At 61.0% G+C, this 25,480-nt stretch carries 28 protein-coding genes; 17 read left to right on the top strand and 11 right to left on the bottom strand.

Going from position 1 to position 25,480, the window contains the following annotated elements; translation table 11 throughout:
- Positions 1 to 11: 11 nt before the first annotated feature.
- Genes ACSW29_RS19550 through ACSW29_RS19540 form a run of 3 tightly spaced genes read left to right on the top strand, consistent with a single transcriptional unit; the run spans position 12 to position 3,275 of the window.
- Complete coding sequence (locus ACSW29_RS19550) at positions 12 to 1,493, top strand: flavin-containing monooxygenase (protein WP_230817497.1); 1,482 nt, start codon at positions 12 to 14, stop codon at positions 1,491 to 1,493.
- 5 nt (positions 1,494 to 1,498) lie between these two features.
- On the top strand, positions 1,499 to 2,374 hold the full coding sequence (locus ACSW29_RS19545; protein ID WP_448278058.1) for an NAD(P)-dependent oxidoreductase: 876 nt from the start codon (positions 1,499 to 1,501) through the stop codon (positions 2,372 to 2,374).
- 10 nt (positions 2,375 to 2,384) lie between these two features.
- The gene (locus tag ACSW29_RS19540) at positions 2,385 to 3,275 is read left to right on the top strand and encodes a phytanoyl-CoA dioxygenase family protein (RefSeq protein ID WP_020971037.1); all 891 of its coding nucleotides are present in this window, start codon (positions 2,385 to 2,387) and stop codon (positions 3,273 to 3,275) included.
- Positions 3,276 to 3,460: 185 nt separating this feature from the next.
- Here ACSW29_RS19540 and ACSW29_RS19535 read toward each other — a convergent pair whose 3' ends face one another.
- The gene (locus tag ACSW29_RS19535) at positions 3,461 to 5,089 is read right to left on the bottom strand and encodes a 4-hydroxyphenylacetate 3-hydroxylase family protein (protein WP_317825966.1); all 1,629 of its coding nucleotides are present in this window, start codon (positions 5,087 to 5,089) and stop codon (positions 3,461 to 3,463) included.
- An 11-nt stretch (positions 5,090 to 5,100) separates the two neighbouring features.
- The gene (locus ACSW29_RS19530; protein ID WP_230817500.1) at positions 5,101 to 5,670 is read right to left on the bottom strand and encodes a flavin reductase family protein; all 570 of its coding nucleotides are present in this window, start codon (positions 5,668 to 5,670) and stop codon (positions 5,101 to 5,103) included.
- Between the two features lie 273 nt (positions 5,671 to 5,943).
- On the opposite strand from ACSW29_RS19530, the gene ACSW29_RS19525 reads away from it, so the two are divergent.
- Positions 5,944 to 6,882 carry an AraC family transcriptional regulator gene (locus ACSW29_RS19525; protein WP_317825965.1) on the top strand — a complete coding sequence of 313 codons (939 nt, stop codon included), beginning with the start codon at positions 5,944 to 5,946 and terminating at the stop codon, positions 6,880 to 6,882.
- Here ACSW29_RS19525 and ACSW29_RS19520 read toward each other — a convergent pair.
- On the bottom strand, positions 6,879 to 7,649 hold the full coding sequence (locus ACSW29_RS19520) for an IclR family transcriptional regulator (protein WP_317825964.1): 771 nt from the start codon (positions 7,647 to 7,649) through the stop codon (positions 6,879 to 6,881). The two genes, ACSW29_RS19525 and ACSW29_RS19520, sit on opposite strands and share 4 nt — an antisense overlap.
- Before the next feature lie 211 nt (positions 7,650 to 7,860).
- On the opposite strand from ACSW29_RS19520, the gene catA reads away from it, so the two are divergent.
- The 3 genes from catA to catC are packed head-to-tail and all read left to right on the top strand — an operon-like array spanning position 7,861 to position 10,145.
- Positions 7,861 to 8,700 (top strand): catechol 1,2-dioxygenase, encoded by an 840-nt coding sequence (catA, locus tag ACSW29_RS19515; protein ID WP_448278057.1) that lies wholly within the window; start codon positions 7,861 to 7,863, stop codon positions 8,698 to 8,700.
- A 29-nt stretch (positions 8,701 to 8,729) separates the two neighbouring features.
- Positions 8,730 to 9,851 (top strand): muconate/chloromuconate family cycloisomerase, encoded by a 1,122-nt coding sequence (locus tag ACSW29_RS19510; RefSeq protein WP_448278056.1) that lies wholly within the window; start codon positions 8,730 to 8,732, stop codon positions 9,849 to 9,851.
- 12 nt (positions 9,852 to 9,863) lie between these two features.
- A complete protein-coding gene (gene catC, locus ACSW29_RS19505) occupies positions 9,864 to 10,145 on the top strand; it encodes a muconolactone Delta-isomerase (protein ID WP_138870757.1) in 282 nt (93 codons plus the stop codon).
- Between the two features lie 22 nt (positions 10,146 to 10,167).
- Here the strand turns inward: catC and ACSW29_RS19500 are convergent, their stop codons facing one another.
- On the bottom strand, positions 10,168 to 10,794 hold the full coding sequence (locus tag ACSW29_RS19500) for a response regulator (RefSeq protein ID WP_448278055.1): 627 nt from the start codon (positions 10,792 to 10,794) through the stop codon (positions 10,168 to 10,170).
- Entirely contained in the window at positions 10,791 to 11,978 is a 1,188-nt protein-coding gene (locus ACSW29_RS19495) for a sensor histidine kinase (protein WP_448278054.1), read from the bottom strand. The genes ACSW29_RS19500 and ACSW29_RS19495 overlap by 4 nt, the downstream gene beginning before the upstream one ends.
- A gap of 170 nt (positions 11,979 to 12,148) precedes the next feature.
- On the opposite strand from ACSW29_RS19495, the gene ACSW29_RS19490 reads away from it, so the two are divergent.
- Positions 12,149 to 12,739 (top strand): GlcG/HbpS family heme-binding protein, encoded by a 591-nt coding sequence (locus tag ACSW29_RS19490; protein WP_448278053.1) that lies wholly within the window; start codon positions 12,149 to 12,151, stop codon positions 12,737 to 12,739.
- Positions 12,740 to 12,948: 209 nt separating this feature from the next.
- Positions 12,949 to 13,953 carry an alpha/beta hydrolase gene (locus ACSW29_RS19485; RefSeq protein ID WP_448278175.1) on the top strand — a complete coding sequence of 335 codons (1,005 nt, stop codon included), beginning with the start codon at positions 12,949 to 12,951 and terminating at the stop codon, positions 13,951 to 13,953.
- A 58-nt stretch (positions 13,954 to 14,011) separates the two neighbouring features.
- Here ACSW29_RS19485 and ACSW29_RS19480 read toward each other — a convergent pair whose 3' ends face one another.
- Both ACSW29_RS19480 and ACSW29_RS19475 read right to left on the bottom strand, forming a co-directional pair.
- Positions 14,012 to 15,127, bottom strand: a complete 1,116-nt coding sequence (locus ACSW29_RS19480; protein ID WP_448278052.1) for an NDMA-dependent alcohol dehydrogenase — start codon at positions 15,125 to 15,127, stop codon at positions 14,012 to 14,014.
- Positions 15,128 to 15,347: 220 nt separating this feature from the next.
- The gene (locus tag ACSW29_RS19475) at positions 15,348 to 16,757 is read right to left on the bottom strand and encodes an ABC1 kinase family protein (RefSeq protein ID WP_448278051.1); all 1,410 of its coding nucleotides are present in this window, start codon (positions 16,755 to 16,757) and stop codon (positions 15,348 to 15,350) included.
- 132 nt (positions 16,758 to 16,889) lie between these two features.
- Between ACSW29_RS19475 and ACSW29_RS19470 the strand changes: the two genes are divergently transcribed.
- Genes ACSW29_RS19470 through ACSW29_RS19450 form a run of 5 tightly spaced genes read left to right on the top strand, consistent with a single transcriptional unit; the run spans position 16,890 to position 20,772 of the window.
- Positions 16,890 to 17,309, top strand: a complete 420-nt coding sequence (locus ACSW29_RS19470) for a MerR family transcriptional regulator (protein ID WP_230817510.1) — start codon at positions 16,890 to 16,892, stop codon at positions 17,307 to 17,309.
- Between the two features lie 46 nt (positions 17,310 to 17,355).
- Positions 17,356 to 18,732, top strand: a complete 1,377-nt coding sequence (locus ACSW29_RS19465) for an MFS transporter (protein WP_448278050.1) — start codon at positions 17,356 to 17,358, stop codon at positions 18,730 to 18,732.
- Positions 18,729 to 19,748, top strand: a complete 1,020-nt coding sequence (locus ACSW29_RS19460; RefSeq protein ID WP_448278049.1) for an ABC transporter substrate-binding protein — start codon at positions 18,729 to 18,731, stop codon at positions 19,746 to 19,748. Before ACSW29_RS19465 ends, ACSW29_RS19460 begins: the two co-directional genes overlap by 4 nt.
- A gap of 21 nt (positions 19,749 to 19,769) precedes the next feature.
- On the top strand, positions 19,770 to 20,489 hold the full coding sequence (locus tag ACSW29_RS19455) for a 2OG-Fe(II) oxygenase (protein WP_448278048.1): 720 nt from the start codon (positions 19,770 to 19,772) through the stop codon (positions 20,487 to 20,489).
- Complete coding sequence (locus ACSW29_RS19450; RefSeq protein WP_317825953.1) at positions 20,479 to 20,772, top strand: Ada metal-binding domain-containing protein; 294 nt, start codon at positions 20,479 to 20,481, stop codon at positions 20,770 to 20,772. Before ACSW29_RS19455 ends, ACSW29_RS19450 begins: the two co-directional genes overlap by 11 nt.
- Here ACSW29_RS19450 and ACSW29_RS19445 read toward each other — a convergent pair.
- The 3 genes from ACSW29_RS19445 to ACSW29_RS19435 are packed head-to-tail and all read right to left on the bottom strand — an operon-like array spanning position 20,735 to position 22,033.
- Positions 20,735 to 21,163, bottom strand: coding sequence for a VOC family protein (locus ACSW29_RS19445; protein WP_317825952.1), 429 nt, complete (start codon positions 21,161 to 21,163; stop codon positions 20,735 to 20,737). The two genes, ACSW29_RS19450 and ACSW29_RS19445, sit on opposite strands and share 38 nt — an antisense overlap.
- Before the next feature lie 40 nt (positions 21,164 to 21,203).
- Positions 21,204 to 21,686 (bottom strand): SRPBCC family protein, encoded by a 483-nt coding sequence (locus tag ACSW29_RS19440; protein ID WP_448278047.1) that lies wholly within the window; start codon positions 21,684 to 21,686, stop codon positions 21,204 to 21,206.
- Between the two features lie 2 nt (positions 21,687 to 21,688).
- On the bottom strand, positions 21,689 to 22,033 hold the full coding sequence (locus tag ACSW29_RS19435; RefSeq protein ID WP_317825950.1) for an ArsR/SmtB family transcription factor: 345 nt from the start codon (positions 22,031 to 22,033) through the stop codon (positions 21,689 to 21,691).
- A 94-nt stretch (positions 22,034 to 22,127) separates the two neighbouring features.
- Between ACSW29_RS19435 and ACSW29_RS19430 the strand changes: the two genes are divergently transcribed.
- Entirely contained in the window at positions 22,128 to 22,784 is a 657-nt protein-coding gene (locus tag ACSW29_RS19430; protein WP_317825949.1) for an alpha-ketoglutarate-dependent dioxygenase AlkB family protein, read from the top strand.
- 248 nt (positions 22,785 to 23,032) lie between these two features.
- Positions 23,033 to 23,539 (top strand): hypothetical protein, encoded by a 507-nt coding sequence (locus ACSW29_RS19425; RefSeq protein WP_317825948.1) that lies wholly within the window; start codon positions 23,033 to 23,035, stop codon positions 23,537 to 23,539.
- Between the two features lie 343 nt (positions 23,540 to 23,882).
- On the opposite strand, the gene ACSW29_RS19420 is transcribed toward ACSW29_RS19425, so the two are convergent.
- Positions 23,883 to 24,725, bottom strand: coding sequence for an NAD-dependent epimerase/dehydratase family protein (locus tag ACSW29_RS19420; RefSeq protein WP_448278046.1), 843 nt, complete (start codon positions 24,723 to 24,725; stop codon positions 23,883 to 23,885).
- 86 nt (positions 24,726 to 24,811) lie between these two features.
- On the opposite strand from ACSW29_RS19420, the gene ACSW29_RS19415 reads away from it, so the two are divergent.
- Positions 24,812 to 25,456: a ScbR family autoregulator-binding transcription factor gene (locus tag ACSW29_RS19415; protein WP_019745609.1), complete on the top strand. Its 645-nt coding sequence runs from the start codon at positions 24,812 to 24,814 to the stop codon at positions 25,454 to 25,456.
- Positions 25,457 to 25,480 lie beyond the last annotated feature (24 nt).

Here is a 25,480-nt window from a genome sequence, read left to right as displayed (position 1 = left end):
AGGCACAGCACATGTCATCACGGGTCAACGACGGCCACATCGCGATCATCGGAACCGGGTTTTCCGGGCTGTGCATGGCGATCGAACTGAAGAAGAAGGGTATCGACGACTTCGTCCTGTACGAACGCGCCGACGATGTCGGCGGAACCTGGCGCGACAACACATACCCAGGGGCAGCCTGCGATGTGCCCAGCGTGTTGTATTCCTACTCCTTCGCTCAGAACCCGAACTGGACCCGTATCTTCCCGCCATGGTCGGAACTGCTCGACTACCTCAGATCTGTTGCTGCGCAGTATGATCTGCTGCCGCACATCCGCTTCGGTGTCGAGGTCTCCGAAATGCGATTCGACGAGGACCGGCTCCGGTGGAACATCCAGTTCGCTTCCGGCGAATCAGTGACGGCGGCCGTTGTCGTGAACGGCTCGGGGGGCTTGAGTAATCCGTACATCCCGCAGCTACCCGGACTGGAGTCATTCGAGGGTGCCGCGTTCCACTCTGCCAAGTGGCGACATGACCTCGACATGACGGGAAGGCGTGTCGCAGTGATAGGTTCCGGCGCCAGTGCGATCCAGTTCGTCCCCGAAATCGCCCCGCACACAGAGACCCTGCATGTATTTCAGCGATCACCCAACTGGGTCATGCCACGTGGTGATGCCGCCCTGTCGCCCGCCACCCGCGAAAGATTCTCGCGGCGTCCTTACCGTCAACGGTGGCTGCGATGGCGGACCTACTGGGCATTCGAAAAGCTCGCCAGCGCATTCCTCGGAAACCGCAAACTCGTCGAACAGTACCGAACCCAGGCGCTCACCAATCTTCAACAGCAAGTGCCGGATTCGGACTTGAGGCACAAGGTCACCCCAAACTACGATCCTGGCTGTAAACGTCGCTTGATATCCGACGACTGGTACCCCGCACTGCAACGGGAAAATGTGCACTTGAACACCTCGGGGATTGCCGAGATCCGCCCGCATTCGATCATTGATTCAGAGGGAGCGGAACACGAGGTCGACACTCTGATCTTCGCGACTGGATTCCAGGCAACCAGCTTCCTGGCACCGATGAAAGTATTCGGCCGCGAAGGAGTCGAACTCTCCGACAGTTGGCGCGAGGGCGCCGCAACAAAGCTCGGGCTTGCATCCGCCGCGTTCCCGAACCTGTGGTTCCTCAACGGCCCGAACACCGGTCTCGGTCACAACTCGATCATCTTCATGATCGAAGCACAAGCCAGATACATCGCGTCGGCAGTGCAGCACATGCGCCGAAAAAGGATTTCTGCCCTCGAACTCGATCGTACCGTCCAGATTCGCAGCTACGCCGCCACCCAAGAACGCATGCGCCGAACTGTATGGGCATCGGGTGGCTGCGACAGCTGGTATCAATCCTCTGACGGTCGAATCGACACCCTGTGGCCGGCCAGCACAATCGAATACTGGTTGCGCACCAGGCTGTTCCGCAAGTCCGACTTCCACGCACTGACGACAGGCAAAGGATGAACAACATGGACGTATCAATACTCGGCACCGGCTTGATGGGAACGGCTCTCGCCCAGGCGCTCATACGCAACGGGACAAAGGTGACGGTGTGGAATCGAACCGCCGACAGAGCGTTACCCCTCGCTGCGGCTGGAGCTACAGTCGCCGAATCTCCACAATCCGCGATTGCGGCCAGTCCGCTAATCGTCATCAGTCTCCTGAACTACGAGATCGCCAAAGATGTCGTTACAGAGGCAGATTCGATTACCGGAAAAATCATCGTCAACACCGCAACGGGTACGCCGGAGGAAGCGAACCAGTTCGCCGAGTGGATCGCAGGGCGAGGCGCTCGGTACCTCGACGGAGCCATAGCTGCATACCCGGAGGACATCGGAACCGAAAGCTCAGGGATCAACTATTCCGGAGACGAGGACGTGTGGGAGGACGTCCAGAGCCTTCTGACACCCATCGCCGCCCAATCACGATATGTCGGAGCCCGTCCCGGGGCCGCCAACGTGATCGACGCGGCCATGGCAGGCGCATTCTTCAATGTCGCACTCGGTGCCTTTCACGAAGCAGCAGCGTACGTGCGGTCCGAGGACGTCGCGATCGCAGAGATGCGCCACAGTTTGCACCTGTGGACCGACAAACTTCTCGAACTCCTTCATGAAGCACTCAAAGCGTTCGAATCCGGAGAGTACGAGACCGATCAGGCAACCTTGAACGTATACGCAGCCGCAGTAGAAGCCTGGCAACAATCGATGCAGCGAGCAGGCCAACGTGCCGCTCTGATGACGGCGAATCTCGACAACTTACTACGTGCATGCGCCGCCGGGCACGGAGACAAGGGCATCTTCGCCCAAATTGAAACACTCTCCGCCAATCCTCGATCCGCAATCTAAGGAGACACCAATGACAACCATGGCCAACCACCTCACCGCCCTGCCCTCGACGACAACAGTCGACGAGATCGTCGACGTGATCCACCGCGACGGCGGAGTCATCGTCGAAGATTTTCTCGACACCCCACAGCTCGATGAGCTGCGAGCCCAACTCGGACCCGTCCTCGAAAGCACCGGCTACGGAGAAGACGAATTCTTCGCCGGAACCCAAACACGAAGAGCAGGAGGGCTCTTCGGCCGGATCGATCTCATGCCCCAAATCGCGCTCCATCCGCTCTACTACGGGGCCGCCAAGAAAATCCTTCAGGTACCCCTGTCCGTCTGGGTCGGAGACGACCAGATCGAAATCACGCCCGATATCCAGATCGGTGTCACCCAGGCAATCGAAATCCACCCAGGGCAAGGTGCCCAGCGTCTCCATCGTGACGACACGAGCTTTCTGTGGCGCCACCCCGACTACGGACGCGAGGGCCGACTGCAGATCATGGTGGCGGTCAGCGATTTCACAGCAGAAAACGGTGGCACCCTCGTCATACCCGGAAGCCACCGGTGGGACGACCAACGAGGTCCGAAACAGGCCGAAGCGGCGCCGACCGTGATGCGGGCCGGTGCGGCCCTCATCTGGACCGGTTCTACGTACCACGGCGGCGGTAACAACTCGTCAGAAGCGCCACGGACCGGCTTGACGATGGCGTTCGACCTCGCCTGCTTACGTCAGGAAGAGAACCAATACCTGTCAATCCCGCGTGAAAAACTGCTTGATCTTTCGGAAGAGGTGCAGCGACTGCTCGGCTGGGGGTCCGGAGCGAACCTGATGGGTTACGTCGAACGGGGCGGTCAGATGATCGACGCACACGTTCTCCTCGAAAACGGCGCCGTCGAGCTCCCGACTGCCCGCTGAACCCTCGCCTGCACGTCGCTTGCCACTCGCTACTCAACTCGCACAGTAGTTTCTGGGTTTCGAATCGAGAAACATATCCGTCATGGGCGTCCTCCAGCTGAATTCACCTTGACATCGTGTGTCTCAGGTCAGGACTAGGCAATTGCCTAGTCCTGACCAAGGGCGCAGTATCCGTACCGTGTGAGCTACCGGTTCTTGAAGAACGAGACGTCGTCGTTGCCGATGAGGTCCGGAACCGTCCAGCCGTCGAGGTCGTATTCACTCAGGCACTGCTCGGCCAGTCCCTTCATGGAACTGGCGTGCCCACGATTCTGGGCCGCGAACAGCAGCTCCGCCTTGACGTTCTCGTGGTTGCCGGAGTAGTTGCGCTCGTAGAGTTCGTGGCGACCGCCGAACTCGGTTCCGATCGAATCCCACAGTGCTTTCATGACTTTCACCCGATCGACGGCGGTGATACCGTCGGAACCGCGAACGTACTTGTCGAGGTATGGACGCACGTCCGGGCTTTTGAAATCGAGTGAACTCGAAGGCAGGTAGATCAGGCCTGATGCCACGTCCTGCTCGATGATTTCCTTGATCCGGGGGTATCCCTGGATCATGAACATCCGATAGGTGAGGCCGTACTCGAGCTTCGGGATCACAGAATCGCCGACCCACTGTTCCGGGTCGCGCGCCATCGATTCGGTCAACGACCAGAAGAGGTTTCGCCAGCCGATCACTTCACCGACGCGGGTCTGGACTCCGCGGAAGCCGCCGGCGCCGGTGGCTTCGAGTGCCTTCATCAACAGTCCGGCGATGAAGTCGAGCTTGACGGCCAGGCGAGTGCAGCCCTGAAAGGTGAAGCGGGGCAAGAATCCCGACTGAGGGAAGAACGCGTTGATCCGGTCGACGTCGCCGTACATGAAGACGTTCTCCCACGGCACCAGAACCTTGTCGAAGACGAAGATAGTGTCGTTCTCATCCATGCGGCTCGAGAGCGGGTAGTCGAACGGACTGCCCATCACCGCAGCATGTTCGGTGTACGAGGTGCGGCAGATCAGCTTCACACCCGGAGCGTCCATCGGTACCGTGCAGATCAAGGCGAACTGCTTCTTCTTGATCGGCAGACCGTAATGAGCGATGAAGTTGTAGTTGGTGATCGCCGATCCGGTGGCGACCACCTTGGCGCCGCTGACGATCAAACCTGCGTCGGTTTCCTTCTCCACCTTCATGAAGACGTCGCCGACCTCGTCCGGTGGAAGTTGGCGATCCACCGGGGGATTGATGATCGCGTGGTTCCAGTACAGAACCTTCTCCTGCGATTCGCGGTACCAGCGCTCGGCGTTGTCCTGGAACGGTGCGTACAACTCCTTGTTGGCGTGGAGAGTTCCCAGGAAACTTGCCTTGTAGTCGGGGGAGCGGCCCATCCAGCCGTAGGTCATACGCGCCCACGTCGCGATGGCGTCGCGTTCCTTGAGCAGGTCAGCCGACGACGTCGGAGTGCGGAAGAACGGCATGGTGACACCGCCGTTGCCCGTGTCCGTCGGAACGGTCAAGGCGTCCACGTGCTCGCCCGTATGCAGAGCGTCGTACAGCCTTGCGGTCATGCGGATCGGATTCCGGAACGCGGGGTGCGTTGTGACGTCCTTGACGCGATCACCGTGAAGCCAGATCTCGCGACCGTCCTGCAGGCTCGAGATGTACTCGTCACCGGTCATCGGTCGGGTGGCGAAGTTCTTCGTGCGGTTGGCTTCGCAGTCGGCGGCCGGATTGACCTGTGGCGCTCCGGAATCTGCGGGGTCGGTGCCGGTGGGAGGGATTTCGGTGGTCGTCATGGTAACGCCTTTCAGATCGTTTGGGGTGCGGGCTGAAGATGTATCGGGGTGAACGAAGTGGTGGCGTCGAACCAGCCGCTGTGTGGGTCGTCCTGACTTCCGCTCCAGACTGTGGTCGACGAGGTAGCGCCTAGATCGTGAAAAGTGCTTCGGTAGAACAGAAGCGGATCCTTGCCACTCGACTGCGCGTCGACGATCTCGCCGATGAAGATGATGTGGTCACCGCCGTCGTACTCCTTCCACGGGACGCACGAGATGGTTGCTGCGGCGCCGTCGAGCAGGGGAGCGGTCGGTCCGTCGATCCACCTCGGTTCGGTGCGCTGCGGTCGGCCGGCAAAATGCATGGCCGTGTCCACTTGGTCGGAGGCAAGTATGTTGACGGCAAACGGCGCGTTGCCGAGATAGCCGCACGCCTTGGACTTGCGAGTCATCGTGATCTGGCACAGACGTGGTTCCAGAGAGATTGCCGTGAATGCCGTGACCGTGGCCCCATGTGGCTGACCGTCGCCATTGGTACAGGTGATGACGGTGACGCCGCTCGCGAATTGACCGAAGATTCCTCGAAGCTGATTTTGTTCCATGACCGGACCTCCTTGTCGGATGGCGGTTGAGTGAGAGTGCCGCGAAGTGTGGGAGGGAAGTAGTGGGCGACTAGCGCCGGGAGTGAAGACGAACGTACGGCGGGCGCAGGCTTCGGTCGATCCGTACAGCGCGGTGTCTATCCGGATTGCGCACCCGATCGCGGCCGGTACCCGTTTCCTCTTGGAAGTGACCGGGGACACAGTGTTCAATGATGTTCAGCGCCCATGCTCGGCAATGTGGCTGGTCACGGGTTTGGAAGGTGAAGAAGGACGATGGTCGACTCCATGATCAGTACAGCTCCCCGCGATTGGGACGAGGCGTGTCATGCGGTTTCGGACGCCTATTTTCCGCACACGCTGACGCCGTTGTCGCGGCATGCGGCCAGTGGAGTGGGGGTGTGCACCACCGAGTTGGGACCGCTGCGGATCGCTCATATTCGGTGGGGAGCAGACGTCGCCGTCGAATCCGATCATCCCGGTGCCTATGGGGTGAACATCCCGCTCTCGGGCGAGCTCGAGTCGGTGTTCGCGGGCTCGCACGTGCTCTCGACGCAGGGCGTCGCGACGGTATGTCCGCCTGACATCACCACAAGAATCACGCGGTGGAGTGCGGACTGCGAGATCGTCGGAGTCCGGATGGACCGTCAGTACCTCGACCGTGAGGTGGAAAAGGTTCTCGGTCGACCCGGAATGCACTTGCCTGATCAGGTGGATCTTCGGGGAGACGACGGAGCCAGATGGCTGAAATTTGTTCGCTCACTGTCGGATCAGATACTCGGCCCGGTCGGCGTGCTGCACAACGAACTGGTGGCAGGTCAGCTCTCCGGCGCCGTGGTCACGGCATTCGTCCTTGCTGCAATGCCCGAAAGTGAGGACGCGGTGTGTAACGCCAGGCCGCGCATCGTCAAACGGGTGCTCGACGAGATGCACGACGACCCGGCCCGCGTGTGGACCGCAGCGGAGATGGCCGAGGTTGCGGGCGTCAGCGTACGGAGATTGCAGGAAGGATTTCGGCAGTACGTGGGCCGGAGTCCGTCGGAATGCCTGCTCGACATCCGTCTCGAGCGGGTCCATGCAGATCTGGTGGATGCCGACGACTCGACGACGGTCACCGATGTCGCTGTGAGATGGGGTTTTACGCACACCGGACGGTTCGCGTCGTCCTTTCGGCGTAAGTACGGATTGCTTCCTTCCGAGGTGTTGAGGCGCTAGCCTCGGTACCCCATGTCCGCGCTGAGTTGATTCGCCTTCTCGACGAGGAACGGTGCGACGTCGGCGCGGAAGGCTTCCGGGGATGTTCGTCCGGCCGAGGTCGAACACGCTGTCACTCCGACGACGCTTCCGCCGGCGTCGCGGACGGGAGCAGCGAGGGAAATCAGGCCGTCTTCCAGTTCCTCGGACGTGAGCGCGTATCCCTGCTCGCGCACCACCCGAAGGGCGGTATGGAATGCGCCTTCGTCGGTGATCGTGGTGGGCGTGAGGGCGTCGAACGTGGAGTTCGCGATGACGTTTGCGACGATTTCGGTTGGCGCCCAAGCTAGCAGGGCCCGACCCATGGAGGTGGCATATGCAGGCACTCTGGTGCCGACGCTGACGTTGATGCTCATGATCCGGCGGACGGGTACACGCGCGGCGTAGACCACGTCGACGCCGTCGAGCACCCCGAGCGACGCCGACTCGTGGGTGTGTTCTGCGATCTCCAGCAGACGAGGGAGCGCCGCCTCCGTCAAGGCATGTGATGCCGAGAAGTGCTGCCCGATGCTCAGAACGCGCGGGGTGAGCGACCACCGACTGTTGTTGCCGGTGACGTATCCGAGCTTCTGCAGCGTGAGGAGGATGCGCCGGACCGCTGGGCGGGAGAGACCCGTTTCGGCGGCAAGATCGGCGAGCGACGGGTTGGGGTTCTTCTCGTCGAACGCCGTCAGCACAGCAAATCCGCGCTCGATGCTCTGGATGTAATCGCGATCGTTCTCGCTCACGGAATGGCCTTTCATCTGCGGGTATGACCGATCGACGCCTTCGGAGGTTGACAAACCTTGTGACTGGGCGCACAGTACAAGCGTACGCAGAGCGTAACAGATGTACGCAGAGCGTACAACCAATGCGTACAACCAGACTTGGGAAGCCGACTCAGCCCAGCAGTACGGCACCCACCCGGTAACAGCCACATACGGCCCCGAGGAGGACCACATGACCACTTCCGAGAGCCCCACCGCAGTAGGTTCGGGCACTGCCGCCACCGACAAGTTCCTCCAGGAACGAGTCAGCGCCGACACCCCGCCCGAGCGCGTCTCGGCCATCGCCAAGGACGTGCTCGAGGCACTCGCCGGCGTCATCGACAAGCACGGCATCACCTACCCCGAGTACCGCGTCCTCAAGCAGTGGCTCATCGACATCGGCCAGTTCGGCGAGTGGCCCCTGTGGCTGGACGTCTTCCTCGAGCACAACGTCGAGGAGGTTGCGTACCGCGGCCAGCACGGCACCAAGGGAAGCATCGAGGGCCCGTACTACGTTGCCGATGCCAAGACGTTGCCTGCCAAGTGTGAACTTCCGATGCGTGACAACGAGGTTGGATCGAAGCTGGTCTTCGAGGGCCAGGTTCGCGATCTCGACGGCAAGGGGTTGGGCGGTGCAACCGTCGAACTCTGGCACGCGGACGACGAAGGCTACTACTCCCATTTCGCGCCGCACATCCCCGACGGCAACCTCCGCGGAACGATCGTCGCCGACGACGAGGGGCGCTTCTCGATCACCACGATTCAGCCTGCGCCGTACCAGATCCCGACCGACGGCCCCACCGGCTGGTTCATCGAGAAGGCCGGCTGGCACCCGTGGCGTCCGGCTCACCTGCACCTCATGGTGAAGGCTCCCGGTAAGCGCACCATCACCACCCAGCTCTATTTCAAGGATGGAGAGTGGATCGAGAACGACGTGGCAACGGCGACGAAGCCCGAACTGATTCTCGATCCGAAGCCGGGTGTCGACGGAATCAACCGGGTCACATACGACTTCGTGCTCGATCCGGCCTGATCCACAACTGCTCTGAAGAAAGTGATTTGATGACAGACCTGTCGATCGTCTCCATCGAGACGACCATCCTCGACGTTCCGCTGGTTCGCCCCCACAAGTTCGCCACCACGTCGATGACGGCGCAGCCGTTGTTGCTGGTCGCGATTCGCACCTCCGACGGGGTGATCGGATACGGCGAAGGTGTCGTTCCGGGCGGGCCGTGGTGGGGCGGCGAATCAGTGGAGACGATGCAGGTCATCATCGAGAAGTACATCGCGCCGGTGGTGGTCGGCAGGCGCGTGGATCAGATCACCGCGATCATGGCCGACATCGAAAAAGTTGTTGCCAATGCACGATTCGCGAAGGCCGCCGTCGACGTGGCGTTGCACGACGCCTGGGCTCGTAGCCTGGGAGTCCCCGTGCACACGCTCCTCGGCGGGGCTTTCCGCGAGAGTGTCGACGTCACGTGGGCACTTGGTGCTGCGCCGGCGGACGAGATCATCGAGGAAGCTCACGAAAAGCTCGAGTCCAGGCTCAATTTCAGCTTCAAACTCAAAATGGGAGCACTCGATCCAGCAGTCGACGTCGCGCGCATCGTCAACATCGCGCAGGCGCTGGACGGCCACGCCGGAGTCCGTGTCGACGTCAACGCGCGGTGGGATCGCTTCACGGCACTGCGGTACCTGCCACAACTCGCAGACGGCGGAGTCGAACTGATCGAACAACCCACTCCGGCAGACCAAATCGAGGTCCTCGCCGAACTCAGCAGGCTACTGCCGATTCCGATCATGGCCGACGAGAGTGTGCAGACCCCACACGACGCCCTGGAAATCGCTCGCCGGAGCGCCGCCGATGTCATCGCCCTCAAGACCACCAAGTGCGGTGGCCTCCAGCGCAGTCGCGACATCGTCGCGATTGCCAAGGCCGCGGGTATCGCGTGCCACGGTGCGACGTCCATCGAAGGTCCGATCGGCACAGCGGCTTCGTTGCACTTCGCGTGCGCTGAGCCCGGAATCAACTTCGGAACAGAACTTTTCGGCCCGCTACTCTTCAGTGAGGAACTGCTCCAGAAACCCCTGAAGTATTCCGAGGGTCAGTTGCACCTCCCCGCCGGGCCTGGCTTGGGAGTCGAACTGAACATGGACGCCGTCAAGACCTGGACCAGGAACTAGAGGAAAAGGAACATGGCACTCTTTCACGTTCGGATGGACGTCGACATTCCGCGCGACCTGGATCCGGAAGTTCGCGCCGATACCGTCGCGACGGAGAAGGCGTACTCACAAGACCTTCAGCGACAGGGCAAGTGGGTTCATTTGTGGCGAATTGTGGGTCAGTTCAGCAACATCAGCATTTTCGACGTCGAGTCGGCTGACGAACTGCACGAGATTCTCTGGAATCTCCCCTTGTTCCCGTACATGAGCATCGAGGTCATGCCGTTGACGCAGCACGGATCTTCGATCAAGTAGAGCCTGCACGTGCGCGGGCGGGTCAGCGTATTCCGTCACGACGTAGTGCGACGGACACTGCGGCAGAGCGGGTATCTACGCCGAGCTTGGCGTAGATATGCCCGAGGTGGGTTTTCACAGTCGCCTCGCTGATGAAAAGTGCCTTGCCCAGCTCACGGTTGGTCATCCCCTCGGCGAGCAGACTGAGCAGTTCGGACTCACGCGCGGTGAGGGTTTCCTGCGGGCGCTGCATCTGCTGGACAAGACGAGAGGCCACGGTAGGGGAGAGAACGCTTCGCCCGGCTACCGCGCCGCGCACCGCGCCGAAGATCTCGTCGCTCGTCGAGTCCTTGAGTAGGTACCCGATGGCACCGGCGTCCACGGCCCGCACGACGTCGGCGTCGGTGTCATACGTCGTGAAAACCAGTACGGGTACGTCGACACCGTCGCTTCGCAGGCGTTTGATCGCTTCAGCACCGTGCATGCCGGTGCCCATGTCCAGATCCATCATCACCAGATCCGGCGAGGCCGACGGTATCGCCGTGGCCGATTCTTCGCCGGACGATGCTTCGCCGACTACTTCGACGTCCGGCTGAGTGTCGAGCAGCGCTCTCAGCCCGGCGCGCACCACCAGGTGATCATCGACGAGGAAGACGCGAATGGTGGTCACTGGATCCTCCGTTCGAGCGGGAACTGGGCCGCGATTACGGTGCCGTCTCCCGGTACGCTTTCCACGGTGAACGATCCCCCGAGCTGCGCGACGCGACTTCGCATCGCGCGTAGGCCGTATCCACCGTACCGAGAATGGTCGGCGAGTTTTCCCGGATCGAAGCCGACGCCGTCGTCGAAGATGTCTACGGAGATGGAGTTGTCGAGATACGTGATCGTCACGCCCGCTGTGTCGGCGCGAGCGTGGCGGGCGATGTTGGACGACGCGCTCGAGACCACTCGCACGATGGCGTGAGCCACGTCCGGCGGCACGGCGACCGGTTCGCCCACAGTGCGAACCCGAACATCAGGGGTGAACTGACGGGCGGCGGCCACGACCAGGGCGCTGAAGTCAGCGGGGCCATCTTTGGCAGGTGCGAGGTCATGGACGAGATCGCGGCTCTGCGTCAGGCTCGTGCGGATGTTCGCTGTCGCGGCATCGACATCGGTTCGAGACGGCGAACCTGTTGTATTCCAAGTTTGTTCGGCTGCCTCGAGCCGAAGTAGGGCGCTTGCCAGTCCCTGAGTAACGGTGTCGTGGATCTCGCGAGCGAGGCGCTCTCGTTCAGCGGCAACCCCGGCAGCCCGTTCGGTATCTGCCAATGCCGACTGCGCTTCCGCTACCTGGCGCAGAAGCCGAAGACGTTCTCGGGCATCGCGTTCCATCTGTCCGTACGCTGCCGCGACCAGTGCAGCGGTGCACAGAGGCCCGAGCAGGGTCACCAATTCGGCACGACCGGTGACCCGGTAGAACGCGATGCCGGCGAGAACGCCAAGGATCCCGACGAGGGGGTAGGCGATTTTGCTGGGGTACAGACGAATGCAGAGGAAGAGAACAGGGAACGCGCACCACGCGAAACTCGGTGCAAGCCAGACCAACGCTGCCCATGTGCTCAGTACCGGCCACATCCAGAGCCGTTGGCGACCCACAACTCGCGAGGACACCGTAGCCATGACGGCGTAGAGCAGTGCGAGGACCGCGGCCAGGACGAGTACCACCCCGAACCGGCCGCTGGTGCCGTGGACCGCGACGTACCGGACTCCCGACGTGGACAGCAGCACGAAGAACGACGCGTGGATCGCATACGCCAACGGACCGCGTAGGCCGAGGTCGGCGTCGGCATTCGCCGTGGCTCCACTGCTCATCCCTCGAATGTTACGGAGTGCGCCCTGGCCCTCGTATCAACCATTCGGATGACATCTGGGTAGCCGTAGGGGGCACTGTTCGCCACCCGAGCGCCCGATGTGCGGACCCTCGCCGAGACGCGACGCTGTAGTGGACGGTTTCGAACCACTCGACTGAAAGTGTGCCCATCATGAACTACCGCATTTACACACGACTGCCCCGGACGCTTGCTGTCGCCATTCCGGTTGTCGCGATCCTTGCGAGCGCCGCATGCTCGAGCACCGACACACCCGTGGAGAACCTGTCGAGCACGACGTCGATTTCTGCCACGCAGCAGCCTGCTGCGACCGGAGATTCGGCGGTTGTCACTCAGAATCGACTCAGCGCCGATGCAGCAGTGACGGCTGCCGGTGCAGCGCTGGCGAAATGCCGCGCCGACGGTCTCGGCTTCGTCACAGTCTCCGTCGTCGACCGTGCGGGAAATGTCATCGCCATGGTGCGCGGCGACAACGCAGCGCAGCACACGGTAGAGGCCTCTCGCGAGAAGGCATACACCTCTGCAGCTTTCGGAGCCGACACCAGTGACCTCTCGCGGCGTACCAAAGGCGAAGGATCGACCATCGCCGACCTTCCCGGCACTCTCTTCCTTGCAGGTGGAGTCACATTGAAGGCTGGAACCGGGTCGATCGCCGGTATCGGTGTCGGTGGCGCTCCAGACGGAATGCAGGACCAAGCTTGTGCTGCTGCTGGGCGAGACGCGATCGCTTCGCTGCTCGGCTGAGTGAGCGCAGACAGCGTGCTTCGTGAATTGTGCTTTTCGCCACCTGGATTCGCTCGGCATGACAGTTGTCCATTTGCTGCGATGACCTCGACTTTGTAACGCCGGAGCCCCCGGAAAGGGACAAACACGTCGACAGTGGAACCGACGATGCACTTACCGGAGCAGTTTCTTCATGCATAGTTTCGGGGAAAGACACAACCTTGCAGAGAATCAAATTCGCGGTGCCCGAACGCAATACACGGCGGGTGCGGGTGCTCCTAGCGGCGTTGTTGTCGATACTCCTTCTCGGCGGTATGTTCGGGCTGACCGCGGCGACTGCTTCCCCGGCCCGTGGCGCTAGCCCGGCTCACTCGGCGACATGGGGCGGATACGACGAGTTGTGGGTCCCGTCTTCGATGGGAAACATCAAGGTTCAGGTGCAGTGGGCCGCGAGGGGCGGCAACGCCGCGTTGTACTTGCTCGACGGTCTTCGCGCGCAAAATGACAGGAATGCTTGGAGTTTCGAAACGAACGCACTCGATCAGTACCGCAACGACAACATTACTTTGGTGATGCCGGTGGGCGGCGAGTCGAGTTTCTACACGGACTGGTACGCGCCGTCGAACTTCAACGCCCAGCCGATAACGTACAGGTGGGAAACGTTTCTGACGCGCGAGCTCCCAGATTTTCTTGCGGGATACGGTGTTTCACCGACCAACAACGCGATCATCGGGTTGTCGATGGGTGGTAGCGCGGCATTGAACCTGGCTGGGCACCATCGTGATCAGTTCAAGTTCGCGGGCTCGCTGTCCGGGTACATCAACATCTCGGGGCCGGGCATGCGTGAAGCGATCAGGGTAGCGATGTTCGATGCCGGGCGGTACAACGTCGACTCGATGTGGGGCCCGCCGTGGTCGTCAGGCTGGCTTCGCAACGACCCGTTTGTCAACGCGGAATCGCTTCGCGGACTGTCGATGTACATTTCGTCGTCCAACGGAATCCCAGGACCGTATGATCATCCGTCTGCGCCGATCGAGTACTTCCACACGGCGACGGGTATGGGACTCGAGGCGCTCTCGTGGGTTCATGCGCGTGCATTCGAGATTCGCCTGAAATCCTTGGGAATCCCAGCGACGTACAGCTTTCCGCCCGCCGGAATTCACTCGTGGCCGTACTGGTCTGCTGAATTGTGGATGGCCAGAGGACAAATCCTGGACACCATGAACGCCTGGTGAAGCCGTTGTGAGGATCTCTCCGGACTTGCTCTCGAGTGAAAGTCCGGAGAGAACTCGCTCAGAAGGTGATGATTCCGCGAAGATTGCGACCGGCATGCATGTCGGCGAAACCGTTGTTGATCTGGTCGAGGGTGTACCGGTTGGTGATCAGTCCGTCGAGTTCGAGTTTGCCGCTGGTGTAGAGATCGATCATCCAGGGAATGTCGGCGGTGGGATTGGACGCGCCGAACAGGGATCCTTGAATTCTCTTCTGGTACAGCGTGAGTTCCATCAGGCTCACGGGAATTCCGACGTCCGTCATCTTCCCGAGACCGGTGACGACGCATGTTCCGGCCTTGCGGATCGACGAGAATGCCTGCGCGACATGTTCTCCGGTGGTGACTCCGACGGTGACGACGGCGGAATCGGCGCCCTGGCCGTTGGTGAACGAGCGTGCGATGTCGGTGGCTTCCTCCATGGTGGCCACGGCATGGGTGGCGCCCAACTTCAATGCACTCTCGCGCTTGAAAGCGACCGGGTCCACCGCGATCACGTGGGCGGCGCCGGCGTGCGCGGCGCCCTGTACCGCGTTGATTCCGATTCCGCCGATGCCCATGACGATGACGGTCTGCCCGGGATACACCTGAGCGGAGTTGACGGCGGCGCCCCAACCGGTTCCGACGCCGCAGCCGAGCAGGCACAGAGCGTCGAGTGGCAGATGTTTGTCGACCTTCACCGCCGAGAGAGTGCTGACCGTGGTGTATTCGCTGAAGGTGGACAGGCCGCAGGTTTGTGCGACGGGTTGACCGTCGAGGGACATTCTGTAGCTCGAGGTTTCGCCTGGCCTGCTGCCGGTCATGATGGCGGCGCCGTTGTCGCAGAGATTCTGGATTCCGCTTGCACACCAACGACAGCGGCCGCAGGCGGCGAGGAAAGAGAACACGACATGATCACCCTCGGACCACCCTTCGGTGTTCGGCCCGACCTCGACGACGATTCCGGCGCCTTCGTGCCCGCCGCAGATGGGGTAGCGACCTACGCCGTGGTCGCCGCTGGCGATGTGGTCGTCCGAGTGGCACAAGCCGGAGGCGACCATCTTGACGGTGAGTTCGCCGCTGCGGGGTGAGTCGAGTACGAGATCGACCACCTCGTATGCGCCTGGTGCTTGGCGAATGACGGCTCCACGAGTGCGCAAGGTATCTCCTGAGTAAGAGTTGTTCTTCGGCTTCCTCAGTTGTCTACTCGAGAGTTCGAGACGGGCTCGAGATCCGTCTCACTGATCGGACGTTTCGTATCGTTCAGACTCGTCCGGCCGGAGGGCTGCAGAAAGTGGCTGCACATTTGCTCCTTGGCCGGTGGGTTATTACAGGCTAACCCTGACAGGCGAATGCAGAATAAGGAAATAGGGGACAAATCTATTCGTCAGGCATCGTGATGCCGAGTTCTTGCGCCTTTTCGGCGACTGCCTCGGGAAATACGTTCTTGAACAGATAAAGGTCTTGTCCGATCACCCAACCGGGTGCCAACGCCGTCGCATATCTCTCGAAGTATCCGAGTTGCTTTCCGAAAAGGACCAATTCTTCGGGACTCGCAACACCCCACTGTTTACCCAATTGAATCAGCGCGATGATCAGCTCGCTGAGCTTGAGTTCACCCAGATCACGGCCGAGGATCGGAGCTAGCGCAGTGGCGACCTGCATACCGAGTTGGGCGTCGTCGACTTCGTAGTCGGTTGCATAACCCAAGGATCGAATTCCCCGGGCAACGCGGGCGAAATCCCCGTCGATAATCGTCGCGCGGAACATATCGGAGAGGATCGATCGCCATGTTTCCGGAAGAACACCGACAATGCCGAAGTCGAGCATTGCTATCCGGCCGTCGTCGAGAACCCACAGATTCCCGGCGTGTACGTCTCCGTGGAAAGGACCGTGAACGATGACTGATTCGAGCCAGACCTTCACCCCGCGCCGGATCAACATCCGGGCTTCGTCGATTCCGTCGGGGCCGGCGACGAACCGATCGAGCGGAACGCCCCGCATGCGTTCCATACAGATGACTCTGGGACCGCAGTAATCCCAGTAGACCTCCGGCGTCGTGACTCCTTTGTTGTCGCCGAACGCACTGATGTTGTTCCGGAAAGTGGTTTGCCGGTCGGCCTCGACCGCGCTGTTCAATTCCGTCATCGTGGCATTGTGCAGATCGCGAATGATAGCGGTGGCATTGGCAATTCGAAGGAATTCGACAAACTTCTCGAGGATGTTCGCACCCCAATATGCCGCCCGCAGGTCGATCAGCATGCGCGCATAGATGTCCGGGCGCTGGATCTTGATGACTGCCTCTAGGCCGTCGTGCAGAACGCACGCGTGTACCTGCGCAACCGATGCGGCCGCGAGAGGCGCGTCGTCGAATTTCGCGAACAGTTCGTCCACGGAGTAACCGAGGTCCTCCTGTACGACTCTTCGGGCCTGCTCGGCAGGGAAGGACGGAACGTCGTCGAGGCAACGCAGGCATGCATTGGCGACCGGGGCCGGGAACAGGCCGGACGACGACGCGACTAGTTGGCCGAGCTTGACGAAGGTGGGACCCAGTGCGATGAAGCCGTCGACCATCCCGTCGGAGGCAGCATCCGCCCAGGTGCGTCCACGCTTGCGGAAAGGCCACACGATCAGCGCCAACATGATGGACGTCGACAGCACGACGGCGATGATCGCGGAACGCCACAACTGGGCGAGGCCGAAGCGTTCGAGGTCCGGCATGCGGACTTCGAGGGCAGTGGCGGGCACTCCTGACGAGTACGGCCCGACAGGTCGCGTTGGATCCAGCACAGCTCTCCCTCGTTCAACGAGCGCATCCAGCATTTTGCCGTGAGATCACTTACGCGACCCCTTCCGTTAGTTAGTATGCCAAGTCACACATAACTGCCGGAACCGCCTACGCATTCAGCCTACGATCGGTGAATGCGTGAGCACTTGATCCCGATCGGCGAGGTTGCAAAATCGTTCGGAATCGCGGCGTCGACCTTGCGGTATTACGAGGTTGAAGGATTGCTGTCCGCGCGGTCGCGAACTGGCGGCAAACGCTGGTACGGGCAGCGTGAGCTGCGCCGGCTGGCATTGATCCGGATGTATACCGAGACTGGGATGTCCTTGGACCAGGTGCGCTCCTTCATCGAAACCGACACCACGTCTGAGCAGTTCTCCACGGTTCTCGCGGATCAAGTGTCGACACTCGAGGCGCAGATCGCCGCCGCTACACGAGCGAAACTGATTCTCGAGCATCACCTGACGTGTCGGCTGGAGCGTCCGATGCAGTGTCCGTGGTTGCTCGAGCAACTCGACATTCGCGTCGAATCGGCCCTTGACTTCAAGTTGACTTGAACCTCCATAGTTAGGGCGCACTTACCGCCCTATTCGGAGGTTGACCATGTCGACACGACGATGGCTGCCGCTCATCGCCGCATGCATCGGAACTTTCTTGTTACTGACGTACGCCACGATCACAACGATCGCGGTGCCGGCTATCGCAGTCGGTTTGGACGGCAGTACGGGTGCGATGTCCTGGGTCGTCGACGCCTACACGCTGGCTCTTGCCGCGCTTCTTGTGGGCATGGGCGCACTCGGTGATGCTTGGGGACGCAAACGCCTCTACATCTGCGGCCTGGTCGTGTTCCTGGTTGCGACGGCCGTGTGCGCTGTTGCTCCGGACGTCACGGCTCTGGTCGCAGCTCGTGGCGCGCAAGGAATTGCCGGTGCGGCGATGTTCGCGACGCTCCTGCCTCTGCTCGGCGACGCATATTCGGGACGTGATCGTCACGTCGCCTTTGCCGCGTGGGGCACCGTCGCCGGATTGGCGGCAGGAATCGGGAATATTGCAGGAGGGCTGCTGACGCAGTTCTTCGACTGGCGTGCGGTCTTTTATTTCGGAATCCCCGTGGCCGCAGTGGCGCTCGCACTGGCTGTGTTCTGTTTCGCCGACAGTGAGCGCGGCGACGACAATATCGACTGGGCCGGAATGGTTTTGTTCACCCTCGCTGCCGTTGCCGGGGTTCTCGGCGTGACGTGGGGCGGCGACATCGGGTGGGCTTCGTCGTCGACAGCTCTTGCCTTCCTCATCGCAATCGGTGCGCTGACGGCATTTGTGTCCTGGCAGCGTCGAAGCAGCAGTCCGATGCTCGATCCGGCCGTGTTCCGATCCCTGAAATTCGACGGAGTTCTCGTCGCTGCTTTCGGGTACTACCTTGCGGCTTACGGCCCGCTCGTAGTTCTATCACTGTGGCTGCAGAACGGGTTGGAACTGTCGGCGTCGACGGCCGCACTTGTGCTCTCGATTCAACCGCTCGCTTTTGTCCTCGTATCGGCGCTGGGTGGATCACGACTTCAGCGAGTCGATCTTCGATTTTCGCTCGGATTCGGGACGATCCTCTGCGGAATCGGTTGCCTGGCCATGTTATACGTTCTCGTCACGCCGATCTGGCCGGCGCTGATCGCCGGACTGATTCTGACCGGTGTCGGTTCGGCCATGGTGTCACCGGTGTTGCCGAATGCCGCGATGTCGGACGCCCCGGCAGAGCGCGCCGGGACGGCTTCGGCAACAGCCAACTCGTCGCGCCAATTCGGGCTTGCTGCCGGAATTGCTTTGTGCGGCTCGCTCTTCGTCGGCTCGGACGAGTTTGCCTTGCTATGGCCGTTGATCGTCTGTGCCGGCGTCGGAATGCTCACGGGTTTTGGATCGATCCTTCTCTTTTCTCGTTCGCCAACTCCTGCAACAGTTCAACCAATCGCCGAAAGGGCACACACATGACCACGCTGTTCACTCCACGACCGCACAGGCGTCTCGAGATGGACTGGAATCGCCGCAAGTTCTTCGGCGCTGCAGCAGGATTGGCTGCTGCGCTGGCAGCGGCCGGTTGCTCGCGTTCGGATGCAGACGCCGGGGGTGAAGGCGATGCAGGCTGGTCCTTCACCGATGATCGCGGCAATCTGATCGAATTGGATTCACCGCCAAGGACATTTGTCACCTACACCGGTATCGCGGGCGCTCTGTGGGATTACGGACTGGTGCCTGTCGGTGTTTTCGGGGCGCTGACACGATCACCGGGATCAACGGACACCAGCATCTCCGGCAATTTGGATTTCTCGAAGACCGACATGGTCGGGCAGCTCTGGGGACAAGTGGAACTCGAGAAGGTCGCTGCGCTGGAGCCGGACGTCGTCATAGTCCCTCAATTGCATGGTTCAGCACTACTCGACGAGGCGAACTTGGATGCGGTGAAAGGCTTGTCGACAGTACTGTTCGTGGAAACGGCAGCAGGAACCATCGACAGAACCGTGCAAGAGATCGTGGAACTGGCCGTGGAACTCGGGGCGGACCGGGATATGGAGGCTCAGCGAAAAGACTACGACGCTGCGCGTGCGCGGATCTCCGAAGTTGCTTCTTCGCTGAATAATTCACAGGTTTTGTTCGCTTCCGCAGATCCGGACACGATTCGTGTCAGTCGTTCGGGATTCCCGATCCTCGCGGACCTGGCGGGATTGGGCCTTGCCGTCGTCGATCCGGCCGAGGGGTCGTCGGTCTACGTCGAGAAACTGGCTTGGGAGATGGCGGACCACTATCCGGCCGACATGATCTTCCTCGACGATCGCCCGTCCAGTTTGCGACTGGATACACTCGGCACCAATCCTGCGTGGTCCAACTTGCCCGCGGTGAAGGCGGGGAAGATCGGGACCTGGAATCCGGAACCCGTGCTCAGTTATGCCGGGATCGCCCGTACGTACAACGATCTGGCTGACCAGCTGCTGGCATTCTCACATTCCTGACCGCCGCGGCGTCTACGACATATGGACCTTTTCACCGATCTGTCTGCTCGAGTTGATTCCCTCGATTGGCCTGCGCTGAGCGAGGGAATCAACTCCAGTGGGTGTGCTCAGACCACACCGCTACTCGACAAATCGGAGTGTCGCGAAATCGCTTCCTGGTACTCGGACGTCGACCGGTTCCGGAGCACCATCGACATGGCTCGATACCGCTTCGGCCAGGGGGCGTACCGGTACTTCGGTGATCCGGTACCCGAGCCGATCACCGCTATGCGAGCGGCTTTCTACCGACACCTGCTGCCCGTGGCGCGGGAGTGGGCGTTCAAGCTGGGCGAGGGTGCACCGTGGCCGGGTTCTTTCGAAGAATGGATCGATCAGTGTCACGACGCCGGTCAGAATCGCCCTACCCCGATTCTCCTGTCCTACGGACCTGGTGACTGGAATGCACTGCATCGGGATCTGTACGGAGAGTTGGTGTTTCCCTTGCAAGTCGTGATCGGGCTCGACAGGCCTAGCATCGATCACGCCGGCGGCGAGTTCTTGCTCGTGGAACAGCGGCCGCGCGCCCAGTCGAAAGGGACGGTGACAGTTCTCGAGCAAGGTCACGCGTTGATCTTCACCACGCGGGATCGACCGGTGCAGAGTTCGCGGGGGTGGTCGAGAGCCCCTGTGCGACATGGTGTCAGCGTGGTGCACTCCGGCACGCGTCGAACATTGGGATTGGTGCTTCACGATGCCGAATAGGACGTACATACTCCGCGACGCCCGCAACAAACCCCACGAGAGTTCGACGCCCGGTGCGCTTGGCGGGCACCGGAAAACGAAGATCTACGGCCGACTCGACTGTCGAGGGGCGGCGCAGGCAATCGCGCGTGGTGGCTATGTCGCCAGTCGAGTGTTCTTCGCGGACGAGCCGACCGCGATTGCGGCCGGCTATCGCCCCTGCGCTGTCTGCATGCCCGAAGACTACGCAGCGTGGAAGGCGGGCTTTACGCGCCGAAGCGGTCGCGGTACTCCTTCGGAATGAGCGGCTTCTCTCCGCGTACCTTCAGCTGCTGGACAGCCCAGGTATTACCGTCGGGGTCCGAGAACCCGAAGAAAGTGCCACCGTCACGCTCATCGAAGACAGTGACCCCGCTGGCATCGACGCCGCGGTCGATGAGCTCCTGCCGAGCCGCTGCAGCGTCGGCAACCACCAGCTGCAAGCCTTTCAGTGAACCAGGGGCCATCTCGGTTTGCGACGGCAGGTTGCCGATGACGATGGAGCAGCCCGAACCTCGCGGCGTGAGCTGGGCAACCGTCATGTGTTCGTTCACGGTGTGGTGGTCGAGGTCGAAACCGACTTTGTCGCGGTAGAACTCGATCGAACGGTCGAGGTCGCTGACGGGAACGACGACTACTTCGAGGGTCCAGTCCATGAAACTGCCTTTCACTGCGGAGGTTTTGGCAAGCAGGTGCTCAGAGTTGCGCGACGATCTTGTCCAGGCGTTCGTAACCTTCGGTGACGCCGAGTTCCATATTGCTCTCGATCATTCCGTCCCGCGCTTCGAGGCTCGGATACACGGAATGGCCGGAGAGCCGGGTGCGTCCGTTGCCCAGGTCCTCGAACGTGATCGATTCGATGCTGACCACGTCGGGGAATCCCTCGTATTCGAACGTCTGGATGGCAAATTCGTTCTCGCGAACGACGTGAAACACGCCGTTGAACCGGAACTCTTCTCCCTCGGGGTTGCGATGAACGTACTTGTACCGGCCGCCGCTGACGAAGTCGTATTCGTCGATCTCCATCTCGTATCCGTTGGGGCCGAGCCACTGCTTGACCAGTTCGGGATTCGAATGAGCTGCGAAGACGGCACTGACAGGTGCGTCGAACTCGCGGGTGATGTCGATGAACGGCACGCCCTCAGGAGCCGTGATCGTGACGGGATTGGTGGTAGCCATGGCTAAGTCTCCTTCTGTGTGGTGCTGAGTAGGTGATCGAGCTTGCGGAACTGTTGTTCGTGGATCAGTCGATAGCGGTCGATCCAGGCCGTCAAAGCCTCGAGAGTTGCGGCGTTGAGATGTACCGGCCGCCTTTGGGCTTCGCGGCTGCGAGTGACCAAACCCGCGGTCTCGAGTACCTGAATATGTTTGGAGACGGCCTGTTTCGTGATCTCGAATGGCTCGGCCAACTCGTTGACCGTTTGGGGACCGGTGCTCAGGCGGGCGATGATCCGCCGTCGTACCGGGTCGGCGAGCGCCATGAACGCTTTGTCAAGACGCTCGTCTGCCCCTGGATCCACGATCACTTGTCAACCATCTCCTTTATCAACCAATCTGTTGATTACGATACAAGTCCGTGTGGAGGGTGTCAATGCTTCGAAACCGATTAGCGTGGAAACCATGAACGCTCTGATTCCTCGGCCACGTTTGGAAGTGGCGCCGGGGGCGATCCTCGTTCCGGATTGGCTCGGCGTCGAACAGCAACGCACCTTGGTGGCCGAGTGTCGACGGTGGGCCACCGCGCCCGTGCCGATGCGCTCCGCTGTTGTTCCTGGTGGGCACAAGATGTCGGTGCAGACAGTCTGCCTCGGTTGGCATTGGCAGCCGTACAAGTACACCCGCACGGCCGACGACGTGAACGGTGCGCCCGTTGCAGCGGTACCTGACTGGCTCGTCGACCTCGGCCGCACCGCCGTTGCCGCTGCCTACGGTGACCCGAGTGAGGGGGAGAGGTACGCACCCGACACCGCGCTGATCAACTTCTACGACGAGGGCGCTCGCATGGGTATGCATCAGGACAAGGACGAGCGCTGCAACGCTCCTGTCGTCTCGCTGAGTGTCGGGCAGAGTTGTGTCTTTCGGTTCGGGAATTCCGAGAACCGGAACAAGCCGTACACCGACGTCGAATTGCACTCGGGTGATCTCTTCGTGTTCGGCGGAGAGTCGCGGTTCGCGTATCACGGTGTGCCGAAAGTTATTGCGGGAAGTAGTCTTCCGGGAATCGGTCTGCCATCGGGAAGGCTGAACATCACCCTGCGAGTAACCGGAATGTTCTGAGTTTCAGGCTGATTTCGGTCGTGACTAGCAAGCGGCCGATGTCGATTCGCTCGCGAATCGGGGCGATCGGTGGCCAGCACTCGAAGAAGAAACGGGCATTCAACTTGTCGGCATCCCAAGTCATTCTGAGATAGCCGCCAACTGTGGTCATTAGCTAAGGCATCAATCTTCGGTAAATCCGTCCAAATGGTCTCGTTTCGTGCCAAGATCAACTGACGACCTTTCACGCTGAACGAGAAGGAGATTCGATGCGTTCGATCACACGCGCGGCCCTCATCGGTGCTGCCGCTCTTCCGTTGGCAATGGCCGCTCCCTCGCTGGCCTCAGCTTCCACCGCTGCCGACGTCACCTTCGCCTACAGTGCTTCCGACTCGACCGTGAGCAACACCATCACCAACAATTCGGGCGGAGCTCTGCAATGCAGCACCTCGCTCGGGAACGCGCCCAGCGGAGTGCTGCCACCGATCGAAGTGACGATCGGTCCGGGACAGACGATCTATGAGAGCGGTGTGATCCCCACCGGCACAACAGTTCAGACGATCAACGATATCCCGTACGGCTCCTACGTCGTCCTGGCGTCCTGCAGCAGCGTCGATGAACCGACGAGCATGTGGGTATCGGACTACCCAGGACTCGAGCCCTACCTGGCGATGTTCCCGTACACCACTTACGCGGTGCAACAAGCATCCTGGGTGGTCTCACTGCCCAGCGCTGGTGCGCCCACACCAGCCCCTGGCGTGAACTTCGGGAGCTGACACCGGCAGCGGAACTGTAGCCCGCCGCTGTCGCTGTCGCTGTCGCCGTCGTTGGCGTCTGCGTCGGCGGGGCCAGGATGCCAGCAGACATTAATTTTCGGCCTCGTAGAATGCGGCCCGTGAACGAACTCTGGCTGGGCGGCTACTGCGCTGGGCCGCTTGTCCGCAGTGCCTCGCTCGACAGTTCAGGGTGGTGAGACTTGGTTGCCACCCGTCCGAGGAAAGCGGTGCAGTGTCCTCGAAGTTCACCACGCTATCCAGCCATGTACGCATCTCCTCAAAAGGGTTGTCCCCATAAATGCTTGGTGACTGCCAATAGGTCTTGTTCATTACGCAGGTGTCCTCAGTACAGTCTCGACCGGAACCAGTGATCGAGGCTGATCATGTCTATCTTGTGCATGTCGAGACCTAGCTGGGCAGCAACTTTCACTGCGTCGGCGCGGGGGATAGAGTTCTGGGGCCGAGTCCAGTTGGTCTCCCGCGCATGATGCTCGAGAAGGTCGATGACTGTCCGTGGGACAGGCTCGTTGACGTGAAGTGTTGAGCCGTAGCGAAATTGCTGTTCTATCGACAGTTTGCAGATAGATCGGGCGAGTAGGTCTACGTCGACTACTGACAGGATGGCGTTACCGTCGTCGATGATCGAGTCGAGTCGAGAGACAATTCGCGTCAGTGTCGGCAGAAACCATCTGTCGCCGGATCCGTACACGAGATGGGGCCGGATGACCAGGCCTCCGGCGTCGCGCACGAACTTCTCGGCGAGAGCGCGCGTGCGACTGGCAGGTGAGAGGGGATTGAGAGGTACGCCGTTGACCGGCAAGTCTCGAAACGGGCCTGGCCCGTACACAGCCGCGGTGCTGATGTAGAGCAGCCGTTCGACGCCGACGGCGGCGGCGATCGACGCAACGTTCCGTATGCCGTGTTGGTTGACGTGAACGCACTGTTGTTCGTCGTCACCCACGTACGACACGCAGCAGATGACGGTAGACGCCTGGCTCATTGCACCTCGTAGAGAGGCGCTGTCGTTGATGTCGCCGATAGTGGCGGCAATTCCTTTGCGGCTGAGTCGTTTGGCTGCGCTGTCCGTGCGCACGAAACCGATTGCAGCGTTTCCGCCCCGGGAAACCAGTTGTTTCATCACCGCTGAGCCGATGAAACCAGTGGCCCCGAGTACCAGAGTCGTCACGGTGTGTCCGTGTCGAGAGCGTTGCTGCCGGGTCTTTCGACGTATCGTTGAGATTCATTCCGTCGGCAACGAGAGCTGGTTAGATCATGCAGGAGCGTGCTGTCCTCACGCGCCAGGCCGTCATTTTGGGTGCTGCGAAGAGCTTCGAGAAGTTCGGGTACTCCGCCAGTTTGGGTACGATCTTGCAGCACGGGGGTGTGTCCAAGGGCGCGATGTATTTTCATTTCGCGTCGAAGGAGGAGCTTGCGCACGCGGTCATCGCAGCGCAGCACGGTATGGCGATGGAGGGTACCCGGCGGGTTGCTGCGCATTCTGACATCGCGGTCGAAACCCTGGTGCTCGTTTCGCAGGAGATGGCAAGGCAGCTTGTGACCGAGCCCATCGCGCGAGGTGGCATGCGGTTGACGATGGAGATCGGCAGTATTCAAGGTCCTATCGAACAGCCGTACCTCGATTGGATCGAGGCTATCAAGCAGGTGGCAACCCAAGCAGCTGAAGCCGGCGATATCGTCCCGGGTACCGATATCGACGCATTGGCTCGATTTGTGGTGGGGTCGTTCACCGGAGTGCAGATTCTCTCGGAAATGCTGACGGGCAGAACCGATCTGTACGAGCGGTTGAGTCAGATGTGGAACTTGGTGCTGCCAACGATTGTCCGCGAGGACAAGTTGGCGCACGTCATGCAACTGGCGGCGCTTGCGCCGAGAGAGTGGGAACCACCGAGCGTTTGACGTGGATGACGCGACGAGAAGAAC

It is taken from the genome of Rhodococcus sp. GB-02 (assembly GCF_053470465.1).
The sequence above is the reverse complement of the archived record's forward strand: the minus strand, read 5'-3'. Positions and strand labels throughout refer to the sequence as shown.

Excerpts from the sequence above, each read along its gene's own strand:
- ACSW29_RS19550 (WP_230817497.1), top strand. The coding sequence starts at position 12 with ATGTCATCACGGGTCAACGACGGCCACATCGCGATCATCGGAACCGGG.
- ACSW29_RS19545 (WP_448278058.1), top strand. The coding sequence starts at position 1,499 with ATGGACGTATCAATACTCGGCACCGGCTTGATGGGAACGGCTCTCGCC.
- ACSW29_RS19540 (WP_020971037.1), top strand. The coding sequence starts at position 2,385 with ATGACAACCATGGCCAACCACCTCACCGCCCTGCCCTCGACGACAACA.
- ACSW29_RS19535 (WP_317825966.1), bottom strand. The coding sequence starts at position 5,089 with ATGACGACCACCGAAATCCCTCCCACCGGCACCGACCCCGCAGATTCC.
- ACSW29_RS19530 (WP_230817500.1), bottom strand. The coding sequence starts at position 5,670 with ATGGAACAAAATCAGCTTCGAGGAATCTTCGGTCAATTCGCGAGCGGC.
- ACSW29_RS19525 (WP_317825965.1), top strand. The coding sequence starts at position 5,944 with ATGGTCGACTCCATGATCAGTACAGCTCCCCGCGATTGGGACGAGGCG.
- catA (WP_448278057.1), top strand. The coding sequence starts at position 7,861 with ATGACCACTTCCGAGAGCCCCACCGCAGTAGGTTCGGGCACTGCCGCC.
- ACSW29_RS19510 (WP_448278056.1), top strand. The coding sequence starts at position 8,730 with ATGACAGACCTGTCGATCGTCTCCATCGAGACGACCATCCTCGACGTT.
- catC (WP_138870757.1), top strand. The coding sequence starts at position 9,864 with ATGGCACTCTTTCACGTTCGGATGGACGTCGACATTCCGCGCGACCTG.
- ACSW29_RS19495 (WP_448278054.1), bottom strand. The coding sequence starts at position 11,978 with ATGAGCAGTGGAGCCACGGCGAATGCCGACGCCGACCTCGGCCTACGC.
- ACSW29_RS19490 (WP_448278053.1), top strand. The coding sequence starts at position 12,149 with ATGAACTACCGCATTTACACACGACTGCCCCGGACGCTTGCTGTCGCC.
- ACSW29_RS19470 (WP_230817510.1), top strand. The coding sequence starts at position 16,890 with ATGCGTGAGCACTTGATCCCGATCGGCGAGGTTGCAAAATCGTTCGGA.
- ACSW29_RS19465 (WP_448278050.1), top strand. The coding sequence starts at position 17,356 with ATGTCGACACGACGATGGCTGCCGCTCATCGCCGCATGCATCGGAACT.
- ACSW29_RS19460 (WP_448278049.1), top strand. The coding sequence starts at position 18,729 with ATGACCACGCTGTTCACTCCACGACCGCACAGGCGTCTCGAGATGGAC.
- ACSW29_RS19455 (WP_448278048.1), top strand. The coding sequence starts at position 19,770 with ATGGACCTTTTCACCGATCTGTCTGCTCGAGTTGATTCCCTCGATTGG.
- ACSW29_RS19450 (WP_317825953.1), top strand. The coding sequence starts at position 20,479 with ATGCCGAATAGGACGTACATACTCCGCGACGCCCGCAACAAACCCCAC.
- ACSW29_RS19445 (WP_317825952.1), bottom strand. The coding sequence starts at position 21,163 with ATGGACTGGACCCTCGAAGTAGTCGTCGTTCCCGTCAGCGACCTCGAC.
- ACSW29_RS19440 (WP_448278047.1), bottom strand. The coding sequence starts at position 21,686 with ATGGCTACCACCAATCCCGTCACGATCACGGCTCCTGAGGGCGTGCCG.
- ACSW29_RS19430 (WP_317825949.1), top strand. The coding sequence starts at position 22,128 with ATGAACGCTCTGATTCCTCGGCCACGTTTGGAAGTGGCGCCGGGGGCG.
- ACSW29_RS19425 (WP_317825948.1), top strand. The coding sequence starts at position 23,033 with ATGCGTTCGATCACACGCGCGGCCCTCATCGGTGCTGCCGCTCTTCCG.
- ACSW29_RS19415 (WP_019745609.1), top strand. The coding sequence starts at position 24,812 with ATGCAGGAGCGTGCTGTCCTCACGCGCCAGGCCGTCATTTTGGGTGCT.